12 protein-coding genes are annotated in these 17,505 nt (G+C 61.2%); 5 read left to right on the top strand and 7 right to left on the bottom strand.

All coding sequences use genetic code 11. The features are described from left to right. Positions 1 to 82: 82 nt before the first annotated feature. Both AXZ77_RS03625 and AXZ77_RS03620 read left to right on the top strand, forming a co-directional pair. Complete coding sequence (locus AXZ77_RS03625) at positions 83 to 1,882, top strand: NAD(P)/FAD-dependent oxidoreductase (RefSeq protein WP_098410072.1); 1,800 nt, start codon at positions 83 to 85, stop codon at positions 1,880 to 1,882. Between the two features lie 64 nt (positions 1,883 to 1,946). Beyond that, positions 1,947 to 2,999: a 2,3-butanediol dehydrogenase gene (locus tag AXZ77_RS03620; RefSeq protein ID WP_098410071.1), complete on the top strand. Its 1,053-nt coding sequence runs from the start codon at positions 1,947 to 1,949 to the stop codon at positions 2,997 to 2,999. A 159-nt stretch (positions 3,000 to 3,158) separates the two neighbouring features. Here the strand turns inward: AXZ77_RS03620 and hmpA are convergent, their stop codons facing one another. After that, the gene (gene hmpA, locus AXZ77_RS03615) at positions 3,159 to 4,340 is read right to left on the bottom strand and encodes an NO-inducible flavohemoprotein (protein ID WP_098410070.1); all 1,182 of its coding nucleotides are present in this window, start codon (positions 4,338 to 4,340) and stop codon (positions 3,159 to 3,161) included. Positions 4,341 to 4,496: 156 nt separating this feature from the next. Here hmpA and AXZ77_RS03610 point away from each other — a divergent pair, with 156 nt between their 5' ends. The 3 genes from AXZ77_RS03610 (at position 4,497) to AXZ77_RS03600 (ending at position 10,775) form a co-directional block, all read left to right on the top strand. Next, entirely contained in the window at positions 4,497 to 4,922 is a 426-nt protein-coding gene (locus AXZ77_RS03610; RefSeq protein ID WP_098410069.1) for an Rrf2 family transcriptional regulator, read from the top strand. A gap of 355 nt (positions 4,923 to 5,277) precedes the next feature. Beyond that, a complete protein-coding gene (locus tag AXZ77_RS03605) occupies positions 5,278 to 10,392 on the top strand; it encodes a RecQ family ATP-dependent DNA helicase (protein ID WP_098410068.1) in 5,115 nt (1,704 codons plus the stop codon). A gap of 152 nt (positions 10,393 to 10,544) precedes the next feature. Then, positions 10,545 to 10,775 (top strand): hypothetical protein, encoded by a 231-nt coding sequence (locus AXZ77_RS03600; protein ID WP_141536215.1) that lies wholly within the window; start codon positions 10,545 to 10,547, stop codon positions 10,773 to 10,775. A 779-nt stretch (positions 10,776 to 11,554) separates the two neighbouring features. Here the strand turns inward: AXZ77_RS03600 and AXZ77_RS03595 are convergent. The 6 genes from AXZ77_RS03595 to AXZ77_RS03570 all read right to left on the bottom strand — a co-directional run bounded on the left by AXZ77_RS03595 (position 11,555) and on the right by AXZ77_RS03570 (position 17,388). Continuing rightward, positions 11,555 to 12,835, bottom strand: a complete 1,281-nt coding sequence (locus tag AXZ77_RS03595; RefSeq protein WP_098410066.1) for an MFS transporter — start codon at positions 12,833 to 12,835, stop codon at positions 11,555 to 11,557. Positions 12,836 to 13,079: 244 nt separating this feature from the next. After that, positions 13,080 to 13,736, bottom strand: a complete 657-nt coding sequence (gene fsa, locus AXZ77_RS03590) for a fructose-6-phosphate aldolase (protein ID WP_098410065.1) — start codon at positions 13,734 to 13,736, stop codon at positions 13,080 to 13,082. A gap of 18 nt (positions 13,737 to 13,754) precedes the next feature. Further along, positions 13,755 to 14,417 carry a uridine kinase gene (locus tag AXZ77_RS03585; protein ID WP_141536214.1) on the bottom strand — a complete coding sequence of 221 codons (663 nt, stop codon included), beginning with the start codon at positions 14,415 to 14,417 and terminating at the stop codon, positions 13,755 to 13,757. A gap of 3 nt (positions 14,418 to 14,420) precedes the next feature. Next, positions 14,421 to 15,203 carry an ATP-binding cassette domain-containing protein gene (locus AXZ77_RS03580; RefSeq protein ID WP_098410064.1) on the bottom strand — a complete coding sequence of 261 codons (783 nt, stop codon included), beginning with the start codon at positions 15,201 to 15,203 and terminating at the stop codon, positions 14,421 to 14,423. After that, on the bottom strand, positions 15,200 to 16,276 hold the full coding sequence (locus AXZ77_RS03575; RefSeq protein ID WP_098410063.1) for an ABC transporter permease: 1,077 nt from the start codon (positions 16,274 to 16,276) through the stop codon (positions 15,200 to 15,202). Before AXZ77_RS03575 ends, AXZ77_RS03580 begins: the two co-directional genes overlap by 4 nt. A gap of 101 nt (positions 16,277 to 16,377) precedes the next feature. Continuing rightward, positions 16,378 to 17,388 (bottom strand): sugar ABC transporter substrate-binding protein, encoded by a 1,011-nt coding sequence (locus AXZ77_RS03570; protein WP_218000507.1) that lies wholly within the window; start codon positions 17,386 to 17,388, stop codon positions 16,378 to 16,380. Positions 17,389 to 17,505 lie beyond the last annotated feature (117 nt).

Below are 17,505 nucleotides of genomic sequence, written 5' to 3'. Positions count from 1 at the left end.
TTTGCACGCGTCGCGACCATGGATCGCTCAGCGATCACGCGCCGATACTCCTCCTAGAGACACGCGCAGAGGAGGAGACGCGATGCTTGATACCACCATCAACACCCAGACCCAGGACATGCTGGACAGCCTCAACGCCGCGCTGGAGAGCGGCGATATCGACCGCGCGGCCGCGCTGTTTGCGACCGACAGCTACTGGCGCGACCTCGTCGCAGTCAGCTGGAACCTGAAAACCGTGGAAGGGCCGGACGGCGTGGCCGACATGCTGAGAAACCAGCTCGAGCACACCCGCCCCGGCAATTTCGAGATCCAGTCGGGCGAGATCCCCGCCGAGGAGGGAGGCGTGATCACCGTCTGGGTCACTTTCGAGACGAAGTCGGGCCGCGGCTGGGGCCTGATGCGCATCCGAGATGGCCGCATCTGGACGCTGCTGACCGCGCTTCAGGAACTCAAAGGCTTTGAGGAAAACCGCGGCACGCGCCGTCCGATGGGCGCTGAACATGGCGCGCGCAAGAACCGGACCTCGTGGAAGGAGCGCCGCGAGGCGGAAGAAGCCGATCTCGGCTATGGCACGCAGCCTTACGTGCTGATCGTTGGCGGCGGACAGGGCGGGATCGCGCTGGGCGCGCGGCTGCGCCAGCTTGGCGTGCCTGCGATCGTGCTGGATAAGCATGACCGGCCGGGCGACCAGTGGCGGAGCCGTTACAAGTCGCTCTGCCTGCATGACCCGATCTGGTATGACCATCTGCCCTACATCAAGTTCCCCGACAACTGGCCCGTTTTCACGCCCAAGGACAAGGTCGGCGACTGGCTCGAGATGTATACCAAGGTGATGGAGATCAATTACTGGACGCGCTCCGAGGTGACGCGCGCCAGCTATGACGAGGCCACCGGCAAGTGGACGGTCGAGGTCAATCGTGACGGAGAGACGGTGACTCTGGAGCCGACGCAGCTTGTGCTCGCGACCGGAATGTCTGGCAAGCCGAACATGCCGCATTTCCCCGGCATGGATGATTTCAAGGGCACGATCCAGCACTCGTCGCAGCATGAGGGGCCCGACCCGTGGGCCGGCAAGAAAGTGGTCGTGATCGGCTCGAACAACTCCGCCCATGACATTTGCGCAGCGCTCTGGGAAGGCGATGCGGATGTGACCATGGTGCAGCGATCCTCCACCCATATCGTGCGCTCGGACTCGCTGATGGAGATCGGGCTCGGCGCGCTCTACTCGGAAGAGGCGCTCGCCAACGGAGTCACAACCGAGAAGGCGGACATGATCTTCGCCTCCCTGCCCTACAAGATCATGCATGAGTTCCAGATCCCGCTTTATGACCAGATGCGCGAGCGCGATGCGGAGTTCTATGCAGGACTGGAAAAGGCGGGCTTTGATCTGGACTGGGGCGATGACGGCTCGGGGCTGTTCATGAAATATCTGCGCCGCGGCTCGGGCTATTACATCGACGTGGGCGCCAGCCAGCTGATCATCGATGGCGAGGTGAAGCTGGCCAAGGGTCAGGTCGATCATTTCGAGGAGGACGCAGTGGTGCTTGCCGATGGCACGCGCTTGCCCACCGATCTGGTGGTCTTCGCAACGGGCTACGGCTCGATGAACGGTTGGGCAGCCGATCTGATCAGCCAAGAGGTCGCCGACAAGGTTGGCAAGGTCTGGGGGCTTGGCTCGGACACGACCAAGGATCCCGGCCCGTGGGAAGGCGAACAGCGCAATATGTGGAAGCCGACCCAGCAGGAGCATCTGTGGTTCATGGGCGGCAACCTGCACCAATCGCGGCATTACTCGCTCTATCTCGCGCTGCAACTGAAAGCGCGGCTGGAGGGGCTGGAGACGCCGGTCTACGGGCTCCAGCGGGTCCACCACCTCTCCTGACCTCATCCCTATCCCGGCCCCCTCACGGGCCGGGAGAACTTTTCCCATTGAACGGAGACATTCCATGAAAGCTGCACGTTGGCACGGCGTGAAAGACATTCGCGTCGAGGAAATCGACACCCCTACCCCCGGTCCCGGAGAGGTCGCGATCAAGGTCGCATGGACCGGGATCTGCGGGTCCGATCTGCACGAATATTTGGCGGGCCCGATCTTCGTCCCGGTTGAGCAGGATCATCCGCTCAGCCATGATAAGGCGCCGATCACCATGGGGCACGAATATTGCGGGACCGTGGCGGAGCTGGGAGAAGGCGTCACGGGACTTAACATCGGCGACCGTGTCGCGATCGAGCCGATCTTCGCCTGCGGCACCTGCGCCGCCTGCCTTGAGGGCAAATACAACCTCTGCGACAGCCTCGGTTTTGTCGGGCTCTCCGGGGGGCATGGCGGTTTCGCAGCGACCTCGGTTGTGCCCGCACGGATGGTTCACAAGATGCCCGACGCGCTATCGATGGAACAGGGCGCGTTGGTCGAGCCCGCCGCCGTCGCGCTGCATGCGGTGCGCATGTCGAAGATCAAGGCCGGGGACACGGCTGCTGTCTTCGGCGCGGGGCCGATCGGGCTTTTGGTCGTCGAGGCACTGCGCGTCGCGGGCGCGGCCCAGATCCATGTCGTAGAACCCTCAGTTGAACGCCGCGAAAAAGCGCTCGAACTCGGCGCCACCAGCGCCATCGACCCGACGGCGGAAGACCCCGTCGCGAAAATTCGTGACGCCACCGGCGGTGTTCATGTCGCTTTCGAAGTGACCGGCGTGCCGCGCGTTCTGCCGCAATGCATCGACAGCACCCGCCACGAAGGTCAGACGCTGATCGTCTCGATCTGGGAGGGGGACGCTTCCTTCCAACCCAATACGGCCGTTCTGAAAGAGCGCCAACTGCAGGGCACCATCGCTTACCGCAATGTATATCCGGCGGTGATGGAGCTGATGGTGCAGGGCTATTTCAGCGCCGACAAGCTGGTGACCAAGCGGATCAAGATCGACGAAATCGTGGAGCAAGGTTTCGAGGCGCTCGTCGCGGAGAAATCCCAGGTGAAGATCTTGGTGGAAGCGCCAGAGTGAAACCTTACCGCTCGATCTGCGCTGCGCGCGCCGCATACTAAAACTGCGCGCAACAGATCGGTGAGTCTCCCTCGCAAGACACCGACATCTCTTCAAAGCAGCTCTGGTCACATAGAGCGGCGCCCCGGCGCTCGACGGATAGAGCGCCGGGGTGGGGTATCAACCGATCTGCGCGGCAGCGGGACCGAAGAACTCATAGTGGATGCGAGCGTCTGGAACGTTTGCAGCCTTCAGGCCGGAAACCATCTCCTGCATGAATCCCGTCGGGCCACAGATGAAATAGTCCGCCCTGGCCGGATCGCTGATCTGCACGAGCCAGTTCGGATCGACGCGGCCGGTATGAACCCCGTTTGCGACATCACTCTTTTCCGGCACCTCGTAGAAGACGTGGCTCTCATGCGCCTTCGCGCGGGAGGTCGCGGCAAGCGCATGGGACTGGCCGTTCCGCGTCGCGTGGACATAGACCATCCGCAGATCGCCGCCGCCGTAGCTCTCCAGCATCGAGATCATCGGAGTGAGGCCAACGCCGCCTGACAGCAGAACCACCTCTCGCTTGTCTGCGGGATCGAGGAAGAACTCGCCAGCGGGCGCGGCCACGTCTAACTCGGCGCCGACCTCGACCACATCATGCAGCCAGTTGGAAATCCGCCCGCCGGGCTCGCGCTTGACGGTGATGCGGTAGGACTGACCATCCGGCGCCGAGGAGATCGAGTAGTTGCGCCGATATTCCTCGCCTTCCGCAGGAGCAAAGCGGAAGCTCAGATACTGACCGGGGCGATGCTTGAGAACAGGCAACCCATCCACGGGATAGAGCGTGAAGGACGCGATCTCGGAGGTTTCGCTGTCCTTCGCACCAACCTTGAAGCGCCGCCACCCGCGCCAGCCGCCGTCCTTTTCTTCCGCACCGGCGTAGATCTCTTCCTCCCGCGCGATGAGCGTATTGGCAAGGAACCAGTAGGCCTCCCCCCAGGCATTCAGGATCTCGGGGGTCGCGGCCTCGCCCAACACCTCGGCGACAGCGCCCAGCAGCGCTTCGCCGACATGGGGGTAATGCTCGGGGAGGATCTGCAAACCGACATGTTTCTGTGCAATCCGTTCCAGCGCATCGGCCAAGACCCCGGGATTCCGGATATGGGTCGCATAGGCCACCAGCGCCCCCGCGAGCGCTTTGTGCTGCGGCGAGTTGCCATGCTGATGCGACATGTTGAACAGCGCCCGAATTTCGGGAGCAGCGAGCAGCCTGCGATACATGACCGGCACGATCTGATCGACGTGCTCGGCGACGACGGGTGCAGTGGCTTCGATGATCGCGAGTGTGTTTTCCGAGAGCGGCTTGGCCATCATTGTCTCCTAGGTTATAAAACATGCCGATGATCCGCATCTATTCTCCCGCGAATTAAGATGCCAATCACAGGTATGTTTTTCCTGTGCGACATTCTGTCCGGCCTCGTGATACGAGACGGGTCGCTTGGGAGCCCGATCAGGAGAGATGTGCGAATGCGCTTGAACGACACCACGGACCTCGCCTTGCGCGTCATGATCTATGCGGCGTCGATGAAAGACCGCCGTTTCACGATCGATCATCTCGTCGAGGCCTATCATGCGCCCCGAAGCACGGTCATGAAGGTTGTCAACGCGTTGACCCGAGGCGAATTTCTGACTGCACAACGCGGTCGGTCCGGCGGCTTGGGGCTTGCACGTGCCGCCCAAGAGATCGGCGTCGGAACAATTGTGCGCCACATGGAGACGGATTTCGATCTGGTCGAATGTATGCGCAGCGGCGGCGATTGCACGATCACAGCGTCCTGCCGTTTGATTTCCCCCTTGGCGGAAGCCCGCGCGGCTTTCTTGGCAACGCTGGACAACTACACGATTGCGGATATCGCGATCTCGCCGCGCGATTTCGGGCTGGCGATCTCGTAAGGCCGATACACCGAGCTGCTTTTGGGGTTGGCACGGCACTTATCTCGATGGGTCAAAGAGCCTTCAACCCGATGTGGAAGAAGGGAAGCGCGCGCCCTATCGCTGAGCTGCTCTCTGATCGTTGAACAGAATCTGGCACAATATAACCTACTCGTTGCACCTTCTGATCGGGTTGGTTGAGGTCGCCTCTCTGCCCATACACTAGCGGCGGTGGCTCACCGCCAACCGGGCTCCCGCGCAGATGAATGAAACCTCAGTTGTGAGTCACCACGAAAAAAGCGCGAACATCTTTCCTTTCTTCCTAAAGAGGATAGGGTCGTCACATTAACGTGTAAAAGACGGATCCCATCCGGGCATGCATTGGGGCAACGACAAGACAGGTTCAGTATTTCTGGAACGATGTGTGGCAATCGACCTCGAGGTCGACCCATCGACGGCTCGCATATTTTCCCTTGCAGCGGCCAGCGCCGTCATCGGCAGCGAGGCACTCGTCCTCGGGCCCCGCGTTGAGGCAGGGTTGCCCAGGCTCGAGGAATTCTGCGCCGACTTCGACCACGTGATCGGACATAATATCCTGCGCCACGACCTGCCCCATTTGATGGCGGCATCGCCTCGCTTCGCGCGTCTCACCCAAGCTCCAATAGACACGCTTTGGCTTAACCCGCTCGCTTTCCCACGTAATCCCTACCACCACCTGGTGAAGCATTATCAGGACGGACGCTTGCAGAGCGGGCATGTGAATGACCCCGAGTGCGATGCGAGGCTCGTCTTTGAAGTCTTGGGCAATCAAATCGGCGCCTTCGCGGAGATCGGGCGGCAATCCCCCGATGCCTTGGTCGCTTACCACTATCTCTGTAGCCGGATGCCCCGCAGCGAAGGGTTCGATCGGCTTTTCACGGCAATCCGAGGCGCGCCGACGCCCGGTTTGGCAGAGGCCCGCAACGCGATCGAACGCCTGCTTGAGGCGTCATCCTGCGCTGCGCAGCGGACACAAGTTCTGAAGGGTCTCGACGATAGCTCGCTCAGCTGGCCCCTGGCTTATGCACTGTCCTGGATCTCGGTTGCGGGCGGTGACTCCGTGATGCCCCCTTGGGTCCGCGCGCAGTTCCGCGACGCCGCGCGGATCGTTCGCACCTTGCGCGACACGAGATGCGACGACACTGCCTGCCAATATTGCGCGGCTCACAACGACCCCAAGCAAGCGCTGAGCCGCTGGTTCGGCTTCGAAAGCTTTCGTCCGGAGCCTGTCGATGAATTCGGGCGCCCCCTTCAGGAACGCATCGTCGAGACTGCGATGCGACGCGAAAGCCTTCTCGGGATCCTTCCGACCGGCACGGGAAAATCCATCTGCTATCAGATCCCTGCCCTTTCGCGCTTCGACAAGACCGGGGCGCTGACCGTTGTCATTTCCCCTCTGGTCGCGCTCATGGCGGATCAGGTCCAGGGCCTTGCACGAGCCGGAATTTCCACTGCGGTCACCATAAACGGCCTGCTTTCGCTTCCGGAACGGCAAGACGCCTTGGACAAGGTGCGCCTTGGCGAGGCTGCGATCTTGCTGATCTCGCCTGAGCAATTGCGCAGCACCTCGGTCCGCTCGGTGCTCGCCCAGCGCGAAGTCGGCCTCTGGGTTCTCGACGAGGCACATTGCGTCTCGAAATGGGGGCATGATTTCAGGCCGGACTATCGCTATGTGAGCCGTTTCATCAAGGAAAGCTCGGGCGAAGACGTAGCCCCCGTTCTCTGTCTGACCGCCACGGCGAAACCCGATGTCGTTCGGGACATCCGTGAACATTTCAGCACGCGTCTCGGGTGCGAGCTCACGCTGCTGGACGGTGGCGCATCACGGACGAACCTGAGCTTCAGCGTGTTGCCAACTCAGAGGCAGACGAAGCTGGCCGATATCCTTACTGCGCTCGAAGAAGATTTACCGGCAAGCGGGGTTTCAGGGGCTGTTGTCTATTGTGCCACTCGAAACTCCACCGAACGTGTGGCGGAATTTCTTCGACAGCAGGGGCTTGCGGCGGAGCGCTATCATGCGGGGCTTACCGCCGATGAGAAGCGCGAAATCCAGGAAGCGTTCCGAGTGGGTGAGTTGCGTGTGATCGCCGCCACCAACGCCTTCGGAATGGGCATCGACAAACCCGACATCCGGCTCGTCGTGCATGGGGATGTGCCGGGTTCTCTGGAGAATTACCTGCAAGAAGCCGGGCGTGCGGGACGAGATCGGGATCCTGCGAAATGTATTCTCCTATTCAATTCGGAAGATGTCGACCGGCAGTTCAATCTGAGCGCTCGCTCTCGCCTCGCCCGTCACGAGATCGGAGCAATCCTGAAGGCAGTCCGAAGGCTCGATGTTCGATCGGGCAAAAAGGGTGAAGTCATCGCCACCCCAGGCGAAATCGTCCACGAGGAAAAGGACCGGGATTTCCAGCGAGACAGCGCCACCGAAGACACCCGCGTGAAGACAGCTGTGGCTTGGCTCGAAGAGGCGACACTTCTCCGGCGGGAAGAAAACCGCGTTCAGGTCTTCCCTGCTTCGCTTCTCGTGCGAAGCGTCGATCAGGTCCGCAAAATCCTCGATGCCGCGGAGATAACCGGAAATCGCAAGAAGCAACTTCTCGGCATCGTTCAGCACATCATCAACGCGCCAGCGGATGAGGGTATCTCGACCGACCAACTGAGCGGCGCAAGCGGCCTCACCGGGCCGGCATTGCGAAAGGCGATGACTGATCTAGAGGCGCTCGGGATCGCCAATAACGATACCAACATCGCGATCCATATACATATTGGCGGCGCAACGTCTTCACGCGCACGCTTCGAGTCTGCAGCGAGGTTGGAGCGCGACCTGATCGCGCAGATGCGCGAGGACGCACCCGATGCCGATAATGGCGAAGCATCCGCATTCAATCTTGCCGCGACGAGCCAGGCACTGCGGGAGAAGGGCCACGGCACGGTCCGTCCGGATGTCGTTGAAAGCCTCCTGCGCGGGATGGCACAGGACGGGCGCGACATGGAAGGCGGGCGGGGCAACCTGCATTTGCGCAAAGCCTCGCGTTCGAGTCTGTTCGTGCGGCTGCAACGCTCATGGTCCGTGATCGAAAAGACTGCAGAACTTCGACGGCTTGGTGCGGAACGGCTCCTTGAGCATCTCGTCGGCCGGGTCCAGAAAGGGCTACGCGGAAAAGATATCGCCGTCGAGACCACCTTGGGAGCGCTACTTGGCGCCATCACCGGCGATGCGATGCTGCGCAGCTCCGTCAACGATCCGAACAAGCTGATGGATCGCGCCTTGCTCTGGTTGCACGAGCAGCAGGTTGTGGCTTTGGGCAAAGGGCTATCCGTCTTCCGTCCCGCCATAACCCTGCATCTCAATCCGAAGGGCGGTCAATTCACGACGCAGCACTTCGCCCCTCTGGAGGATCATTACACCGAACAGACCATCCAGACGCATGTGATGGCTGCCTATGGCGAGAAAGGTCTCAATAGCATCAATGATGCAGAACGGTTGGCGGCCGATTACTTCGTGCTCGATCGCGACGCGTTCATGCGCCGCTGGATGCCGGGGCGCGGGACCGAATTTCGGCGGCAAGCCACGGGCGAGGTCTGGAAGCAGATCGTTGAAGACTTGGGCAACAGCACGCAGGAAAAAATCGTTCAGGACGCACGCGAGCAGACAAATGTCTTGGTCCTTGCCGGGCCAGGCTCGGGCAAGACCCGCGTGCTCGTTCACCGCATCGCCTATCTGGTGAAAATCAAGCGCGAGGATCCAAGCGGCATTCTCGTTCTTGCCTATAACCGGCACGCCGCAGCGGAAATCCGGGAACGTCTTCGTCGTCTTATCGGCGACGATGCGCGTTTCGTGACCGTCTCCACCATTCATGCGCTCGCAATGCGGCTCGTCGGCGCAAGCTTTGCCGGCCGCGCCAGTGCGGAGGGCCAAGACTTCGACACGCTCCTGATGGATGCGGTGCGCTTGCTTCGCGGTGACGGTCTGGACAAGGTCGAAGCTGAGGCGCTGCGCGACACTCTCATTCAAGGCTACCGCTGGATACTCGTCGATGAGTATCAGGATGTCGGCCCGGAAGAATATGCCCTGATCTCAGCCGTGGCCGGGCGGAGCTTAGAAGATCCGGATCTGCGGATCAGCCTTTTTGCCGTCGGCGATGACGACCAGAACATCTATTCCTTCGCAGGTGCGTCCATCCGCCATATCAGACAATTCGAGCAGGACTACAGCGCCAAGCCATTCTTCCTGACCGAGAACTATCGCTCGAGCCATCATATCATCACCGCCGCGAATGCCGTGATCGAGGCGGCCTCCGAGCGAATGAAACTGGGTCACGACATCACGGTCGACAAAGACCGGGCCAAAGCCCCACCCGGCGGCGTTATGGAGAGTCTGGATCCTGTGGCACAGGGGCGTGTACAGATCCTGAGTTGCCCGTCAGGAAATGACGCACAGGCGATGGCGGCGCTAGAGGAAATGGTGCGCCTGTCGCAATTGATCCCGGACTGGACGTGGTCGCGGGCCGCAATCATCTCGCGAGACTGGCGCAAACTCGCGCCAGTGCGCGACTTTGCGGAAGCGCTCGGCATTCCGGTCGAGTTCGCGAACGAAAAACTGCCCGGGCTGTGGCGCATGCGCGAGATGCAGAGCTTCATAGAGGCGCTTCGCGCGGACCATGGGCGCGTCGTCTCGCTGGGCGATCTCACCGAAATTCTCAATGCGATCCCGTCCTCGCGCTGGACCGATCGCATCGGCGAGGGTCTTGGCCTGCTCGCGCGAGAAGTGGATGGTCGAAACCTACCGGCACCGGATGTGATCGAATGGTTCGCCGAATGGTCACGCGAGGCCTGGGGCGAACAACGCGGTCTCAAGCTCCTGACAGCGCATCGGGCCAAGGGGCTCGAATTCGACGATGTTGTCATTCTCGATGGTGGTTGGGAACGCCCCTCGCGCAACGAAGATCAGGATGCGCCGCGTCGACTGTTCTACGTCGCCATGACGCGGGCGCGCCGCAACCTGATCGTCATGAGCAACGACAATCACGAATATCTGCCCGCCCAGTCGACCTCTATCGTGAGCCGGACGGCAAATCCGGATTTGACAGCTTTCCCGGGCCCGCGGCGCCACTATCAGTCGGCAGAGATGCGGATGGTCGATCTATCTTTCGCGGGCCGACAACGCACAGGTCACCCCGCCCTGCGTGCAATCCTCGAAGCGAATGTTGGAAACGCGATCTCCCTGACGCAGGATAATGATCGCTGGTATCTAAAGGATGCTCAGGGCCGCAGCCTCGGTCGAATGTCGAAGAGTTTTGTTCCGCCGCCGAATACCCGTTTTGCCCGAGGCGAAATCGCCGCAATTCTACGCTGGCGGAAGGAAAACGGTGACGAGGCCTTTCACCATATGCTGAAGCGCGATGCTTGGGAGGTGGTGATACCGGAACTGGTGTTTGAGGCGGATTAATTCACCGCAACGGCTATACTTTCCCTCAGTAGACAGGGAGGCCATGCAGCCGAGAAGCTATTTTCGGACGCTCTCTCGCCGGAGCCAAAGTCCGGAAATTTTGACTTTTCCGGACTTTCCTTGTGGAATTGAAACCCTCAATGGAGGTCGCCATGGGCGCACATGAGATCGTCGGTATGCTCGGGTTCATCGCTTTTGGCGCGGCGGCGATCATTCCTGTCTTGATTGAACGCGCTCGCGACTACAAGCGTCTGGCCGCTGAATTTGGCGCCCTCACCGAGGAAGAAGCGCAATGGCTCATAAGCCAGCCGATCTCCGACGATGTCTACTTCGAAGACGGTGGCTACGGCGCCAGCCCGGAAGATGAAAAGCACACTGAGTGATTGCGCGCCTCACATCTCGGACGAGAGAACCTCGCGCTAGGCGGTCGGCGTTTTCAAGACTGCCGCCCCCTTCATGCGAGCAGGCGGTTTCGCAGCCTGAAGGTGCTCGACCAACGACATCGCGTCGCCTGAATGTATAGTGTCGAGCATGCAAAAGACGGGAGCGCCCCTGCTCGACTAACGTCATGGAGCAGCTTTGAGGGTGCTCGGATCACGACATCCCGTGCAGTCAGTCGAGCACCCCACACTCCCCGCAAGGCATTGAATTATATCGAATCGAGATAATGTCCCATGCCGCAAAACGAGCCCCCCTCTTTGGTAGTTACGTGGCTATGATCGCCCCCGGCTGCGCGATCACCTTGAGCGCGCAGCCGGGGACGCGAGAAAGACAGTAATCACGGCTTGCTCTGGAGTGCATCTGGGCCGAAATTCGCAGAAGCTTTTGCTTAGCGCCTCTGGCGATTGCTCCAACCTGTCTCGTTCGGCGTCAACACCAATCAGCGCAGGTCGCGGCTGGATTAATGTTTCATGGGAAGTCAAAATGTGTCGCGAAGACCTGAAAGTCGCTCTTAGGCGAAGATATTTGAGGACGACCCACACCACACGTTCGCACCATTTCAGAAAGTCGCACTCCAAGTTATCCGGAAAATGTGTGGAGGACGCGGCCTCACCGCACGACGGATCGAGAACTCGACCGACCATCGATGAGCGCCTTGTCGAAGTCAGACGGAATCCTGAAGCAGTCCTGGTCCGCGCCGTTCTGCGGCGGGACTGGATACCTAGCCCGCCGTCTCTTCGGTCTCTGCGTTTTCGGCAGCCCAGTTGGCTGCGTCCTCCACCGCGACCGCGGAAGCCGTGGGCACAAGGTTCAAATAGGCATCGGTCTCTGATGCCGGGAGCGCCTCGGTTTGGCTCATGCGATAGAGTGCGTAGAACACGATAGCCGAGAAAGTGCCGCCGAGTACGATCCAAAAGAAGAACGGGCCGAAAGCATCCATGGCAACACCTACCGCTATCGGTCCGATAATAGCCCCCAGGCCAAAAGTGAACACCAGACCGCCCGAGGTCGCTGGCATGTCCTCGGCGGGCACGTTGTCGTTGGTATAAGCTAGAAGTAGCGCATATAGCGGCGTGGTCGTACCACCGGCAAAGAAGGCCGCGCCCATGATCGGAACCAGTGGGTCGGAAAAGAGCCAGGCAGGCGGGCTCTGTGCGATCCAACCCATCCCGCAGGCCACCATGCCAAGAAACGCCGTGCCGCAGATCACCTTGCGTCGGTCCAGCCGGTCAGACAGCCAGCCGATGGGCACCTGCATCAGCATTGCGCCACCGAAGAGCATCGCCACGAAGAGTGCGATCTGGTTGGCACTCAGGCCGATCTCGCTACCGAAAACCGCCCCCATCCCTGACTGGCTCGCATAGATGCTCCCCAACAGGAAAATGCCGATGGTGCCCAGCGGAGAGGCGGCGAAGAGCTCCTTGAGACCGCCGGGTTTGGCCACCTCAACAGGGGGCACAGGCTGAATCGAGAGCAAGATCGGCGCAAAGGAGATAGACACTAGGATCGATGCCCCGATAAAAAGTGCCGCATTGGCCGCGTCGCCGAGCGTAAGTAGGCCCTGTGCCGCGATAATGCCCATCGTTTGGGCAAGCATATAAGCAGAGAGCATCTTGCCGCGGTTTTCGTTCGTGGTGGCATTGTTGAGCCAGCTTTCGGCAACAACATAGATGCCCGACATGCAAAAACCGATGAGGATACGCAGAGCGGTCCATGACCAAGGCTCTGCCCATAATGTGAATGCGATCAGGGCCGCGGACATGAAGCTGCCCAGCGCCGCGAAGACGCGCACATGGCCAACCCGTTGGATCAGGACAGGAGTGAAACGCGCGCCAGACAGGAAACCGAGAAAGTAGCCTGAGGTCACGATAGATAGCTCCGCCGAGGAGAACCCTTCAATCCCGCCGCGCAGCCCCATCAGGGTAAAATGCATCCCGTTACCGAGCATGATAAGCACGATGCCTAAGAGTAGCGCCCAGACGGAGGCCAACATTCTTGTCATCTGAAGCCTCCGTGCTGCTGTAGGTAGCCTACATATTTATCAAGCTTGAAATAGGTCATCGCTGCAAGAGGAATGCCGCAACGCGGAGGATGTCCCAACTTGGCACAACATGCACATGTTTATCCAAGCGTCGGAACCACCGAGAAAATGTTGACATGATCACAGATTGAAAACGGTCAGCTCGCCTCTCCGGTTGGCAACCAAACTCATCCGCACGCAACGCCTTACGACTCCTAACCTGTGATCAGAGGATGCTCTGCCCGGTCGCGGCCCAGTCCGCCGTGAAAGTCTCGAGCCCCTTGTCGGTCAGCGGATGCTTGACGAGTGCCCCGATCAATCCGGGCGGTAGGGTGCCGGCATCCGCTCCCGCTAACAAAGCTCCGGTGACGTGATTTGCAGACCGCAAGGATGCCGCCAGTATTTGCGTGTCCAGCGTAGAATAGGTGTCGAACACCTGCCGGATATCCCGGAGCAGTTGGGTGCCGTCGAGATTGATATCGTCGAGGCGACCGACGAAGGGCGAGACATAGGTTGCGCCGGCTTTCGCCGCAAGGAGCGCCTGATTTACCGAAAAGCACAGCGTTACATTGGTCTCGCGGCCCTCTTCTCGAAGGGTGCGGCAAGCCCGGAGCCCCGCCATAGTAAGCGGCAACTTGATACAGACGTTGGATGCGATCTTCCCGAGCACCGCCGCCTCGCGCATCATCGTCTCGTAATCGGTGCCCGCGACTTCGGCGGAGACCGGGCCATCGACCATCGCGGCGATCTCGGCGATCGCTTCGAGAATATGTGCGCCGCTCTTGGCGATCAGGCTCGGATTAGTCGTCACCCCGTCGATCAGATGCGCCTCCGCAAGCGCGCGGATCGCCTCGATATCGGCGGTGTCAGCGAAAATCTTCATGTCGTTTTCCTTTCGTCGTCAACTCGGCTCACCGGTGCAATGACCGGTAAGGGTGAGGTCGGCCTCAACGCTCTGCTCGAGCACACGGCGCGCGTTTTCGAGGTCGTTCCGGCAGGCCCGGGCAAGCGCGTCCTCGGGGGACAGCCCATGCTCGATCCACCGCGAGACGAGCCGGGCCTTGAGCACCTCCATGGGCAGCGCGAGCATCACGGTCGCGTCGAACAACCGCGCGAGCCCGGCCCAGTCACCGGCGCCAAACAGCAGGTAGTTCCCCTCGACGATCACGATCCGCCGGTCCGGGGGCAGCACGCCCGCCTCCGGAAGGGTTCGGTCCTGCGCGCGGCTGAACAGCGGGTAGCGGATCTCGGTCCGGTCATCGCGCAACCGGCGCACCAATGCCCTGAAGCCCACCACATCGAAGGTCGCGGGCGCCCCTTTCACCGTGCGCAAGTTCCGCCTGTCGAGCTCTTCGTTGTCCAGATGGAACCCGTCCATCGGCACCAGAGCCGCCGCGTCCGTCGCGCGGCCGCGGGCGTTCAGGGCCACGGTCACGGCTTCAGCCATCGTCGATTTCCCCGAACCGGGCGGTCCCGCGATGGCAATCAAAACTCGCCCGTGATCACGGGGCTGCCTGTCGACCAGATCGAGAATGGCCTCCAGCTGTGCCTTGGTCGCGCCCATCGCTTAGGCTGCCTCGTTCACGTCATCGGGCTGCTTCGCGCCGGTCATGTAGGCAACCGCATCCGACATAGAATGGTTCTTCGGATCGATCACGCAAAGCCGCTTGCCCAACCGGTGGACGTGGACCCGATCCGCCACCTCGAAGACGTGCGGCATGTTGTGCGAGATCAGGATGATCGGCAGACCTTTTGCCTTGAGATCGAGGATCAGGTTGAGCACCTGACGGCTCTCTTTCACGCCGAGCGCCGCCGTCGGCTCGTCCATGATGATCACCTTCGACCCGAAAGCCGCCGCACGGGCCACCGCCACGCCCTGACGCTGACCACCCGACAGCGTCTCGACCGCCTGATCAATGTCCTGAATGGTCGCCAGCCCCAGATCGTTGAGCTTCTCTCGGGCGAAGGCGCGCATCGCGGGTTTGTCGAGCATCCGCAGCCATTTGCCCATCGGACCGGCGCGGCGCAACTCGCGCCCGACGAACATGTTGTCGACGATCGACAGCGCGGGAGAGAGCGCCAGCGTCTGGTAGACCGTCGCGATCCCGGCATCCTGCGCCTCGAGCGGGCTCTTGAAGGAGATCGATTTGCCTTCGAGCTTGATCTCGCCCTCGTCGGCCGTAACGGCCCCGGAAATCGCCTTGATGAGCGAGGATTTTCCGGCCCCGTTATCGCCGATCACGGCAAGGATTTCGCCCGGGTAGAGATCGAAGTCGCATTCGTCGAGGGCGGTGACGCGGCCATAGCGTTTGACCAGACCGCGTGCGGTGAGAATGGGTTCTTGCGTCATGCCGAAACCTTTCTGATCCATTGGTCGATAGCGACCGCGATGATGATGAGCCAGCCGATGGCGAAGACCTGCCAGAGCACGTCCACATTCGCGAGCCGCAGCCCCGACTGGAACACGCCCACGATCAGCGCCCCGAACAATGCGCCGAGGATCGAGCCGCGCCCGCCGAAGAGCGAGATGCCCCCGATCACCACGGCGGTGATGGAATGCAGGTTCGCCTCGTAGAAGGCCTGCGGCGAGATCGAGCCCACGCGGCCGATCGATGCCCAGGCCGCAATCGCGCAGACGAGCCCGGCCAGACCGTAGACCGACAGCAGCGTGCGGTCGGTGCGGATGCCCGCCAGTTCCGCCGCGTCCTTGTCGTCGCCCACGGCATAGACGTGGCGGCCCCAGGCGGTCTTGTTCAGCAGATACCAGAGCACGAGGAACACCACGACCATCAGGACCGACCCATAGGTCAGTCGCGCATTGCCGACGGTGATCGTGTTGCCGAAGAACTTCAGAAGGGGCGCGAACTTGTCGATATCCTGCGAGCGGATCGACTGCGCGCCCGAAAGCCACAGGTTCAGCGCGTAGAAGATCGACCAGGTGCCAAGCGTGGTGATGAAGGGCGGCAGTTTCACCTTGGTGACGAGGAAGCCGTTCAGTAAACCGGCGCCGGTGCCGCCTGCGAAGGAGATCAGCAGCGCGATCGGTGCGGGCACGCCCATATAGACGGCAAGGTTGCCGGCGATCACCGACATCAGCACCATGATCGCCGCCACCGACAGATCGATGCCTGCAGTCAGGATGATCAGCGATTGCGCCGCAGCCAGCATCCCGATGATCGAGACCTGCTGCATGATCAGGGTCAGGTTGAAGGCGGAGAAGAACTTGCCCCCTGCGACCAGGCCGAAAACGGCGACGGACAACAGCAGCACGATCACCGGCACCATCGTCGGATTGCCGTGCAGCCCGTGCTGGATCGTGCCGAGAAGCCCGCGCTTCTTAGTCTTGAAGGCCGCGACAGTCTTGTCGCTTTGGTCGAGGCCGTGCTCGAAGGACTGGCCGCGAGGCGGAACGGTCTGGGTCATGTCCGTCATCCTCTATGTGCAATGTGGAGTGAAGGGCCGTCACCCGGCCCAATGGAAAGGGCCACCGCGCGGGCGGCCCCTTCCGATCTTTCAGGCGGGGATCAGCCCCAGCACTGCTTCAGGCCTTCTTCCGACGAGATCGAGTCGACGCCGTCGACCGGCTGGTCGGTGATCAGCGTCACGCCGGTGTTGTAGAAGTCGAGACCTTCGGAGTTCTGCGGCTTGGTGCCGTCCTTGGCGAAGGCCGCGATCGCTTCGATACCCATCGAGGCCATCTTCAGCGGGAACTGCATCGAGGTCGCGCCGATGATGCCTTCCTTGACGTTCTGCACGCCCGGGCAGCCGCCATCGACCGAAACGATGATCGCCTGATCCTGCATGCCGACCGATTTCAGCGCCTCATAGGCACCGGCCGCCGCGGGCTCGTTGATCGTGTAGACGACATTGATGCCCGGATCTTTCTGGAGAAGGTTCTCCATCGCGGTGCGGCCACCCTGCTCGTTGCCGTTGGTCACGTCATGGCCGACGATACGCGGATCGTCTTCGTCGCCGATCTTCTTCGGATCTTTGATGTCGATGCCGAAGCCCTTCATGAAGCCCTGATCGCGCAGGTAATCGACCGAGACCTGGCTCGGGTTGAGGTCGAGGAAGCCGATCTTCGCATCCGCGGCCTTGTCGCCCATTTTCGCCTTGGCCCATTGGCCGATCAGTTCGCCTGCCTTGAAGTTGTCGGTGGCGAAGGTCGCATCGGCGGTGTCGGCGGGCTCGAACGGGGTGTCGAGCGCGATCACCAGCGCACCGGCGTCACGCGCCTTCGTGACCGCAGGCGCAAGCGCGCGGCTGTCGGACGGGGTGATCAGGATACCCTTGGCGCCTGCCGCGATGCAGCTTTCGACCGCCGCGACCTGGCTTTCCACGTCGCCGTCGAGCTTGCCCGCATAGGTGTTGAGCGTGATGCCCATCTCTTTCGCCTTGGCCGTCGCACCCTCTTTCATCTTCACGAAGAAGGGGTTGGTGTCGGTCTTGGTGATCAGGCAGGCGGTGGTTTCCGCCCAAGCGCCCGTCGCCATCAGGCCAAGCGCGGTTGCACCGAGAATTGCGGTTTTCTTCATCATGTCAGGTCTCCTCCCTTTCTGAGATGCATCCGGTGCATCCATTCAAACTTCATGGAAAAGTGTCTTCGCGTCCGATCGCGATGCGCGTCGCACCCGCTTTGACGGTGCCGCCGC

Origin of the sequence: Thioclava sp. ES.031, assembly GCF_002563775.1 — a bacterium.
Lineage (GTDB): Bacteria > Pseudomonadota > Alphaproteobacteria > Rhodobacterales > Rhodobacteraceae > Thioclava.
This window is presented reverse-complemented; position numbering and strand designations above follow the sequence as displayed.

Excerpts from the sequence above, each read along its gene's own strand:
- AXZ77_RS03625 (WP_098410072.1), top strand. The coding sequence starts at position 83 with ATGCTTGATACCACCATCAACACCCAGACCCAGGACATGCTGGACAGC.
- AXZ77_RS03620 (WP_098410071.1), top strand. The coding sequence starts at position 1,947 with ATGAAAGCTGCACGTTGGCACGGCGTGAAAGACATTCGCGTCGAGGAA.
- hmpA (WP_098410070.1), bottom strand. The coding sequence starts at position 4,340 with ATGGCCAAGCCGCTCTCGGAAAACACACTCGCGATCATCGAAGCCACT.
- AXZ77_RS03610 (WP_098410069.1), top strand. The coding sequence starts at position 4,497 with ATGCGCTTGAACGACACCACGGACCTCGCCTTGCGCGTCATGATCTAT.
- AXZ77_RS03605 (WP_098410068.1), top strand. The coding sequence starts at position 5,278 with ATGCATTGGGGCAACGACAAGACAGGTTCAGTATTTCTGGAACGATGT.
- AXZ77_RS03600 (WP_141536215.1), top strand. The coding sequence starts at position 10,545 with ATGGGCGCACATGAGATCGTCGGTATGCTCGGGTTCATCGCTTTTGGC.
- AXZ77_RS03595 (WP_098410066.1), bottom strand. The coding sequence starts at position 12,835 with ATGACAAGAATGTTGGCCTCCGTCTGGGCGCTACTCTTAGGCATCGTG.
- fsa (WP_098410065.1), bottom strand. The coding sequence starts at position 13,736 with ATGAAGATTTTCGCTGACACCGCCGATATCGAGGCGATCCGCGCGCTT.
- AXZ77_RS03585 (WP_141536214.1), bottom strand. The coding sequence starts at position 14,417 with ATGGGCGCGACCAAGGCACAGCTGGAGGCCATTCTCGATCTGGTCGAC.
- AXZ77_RS03580 (WP_098410064.1), bottom strand. The coding sequence starts at position 15,203 with ATGACGCAAGAACCCATTCTCACCGCACGCGGTCTGGTCAAACGCTAT.
- AXZ77_RS03575 (WP_098410063.1), bottom strand. The coding sequence starts at position 16,276 with ATGACCCAGACCGTTCCGCCTCGCGGCCAGTCCTTCGAGCACGGCCTC.
- AXZ77_RS03570 (WP_218000507.1), bottom strand. The coding sequence starts at position 17,388 with ATGAAGAAAACCGCAATTCTCGGTGCAACCGCGCTTGGCCTGATGGCG.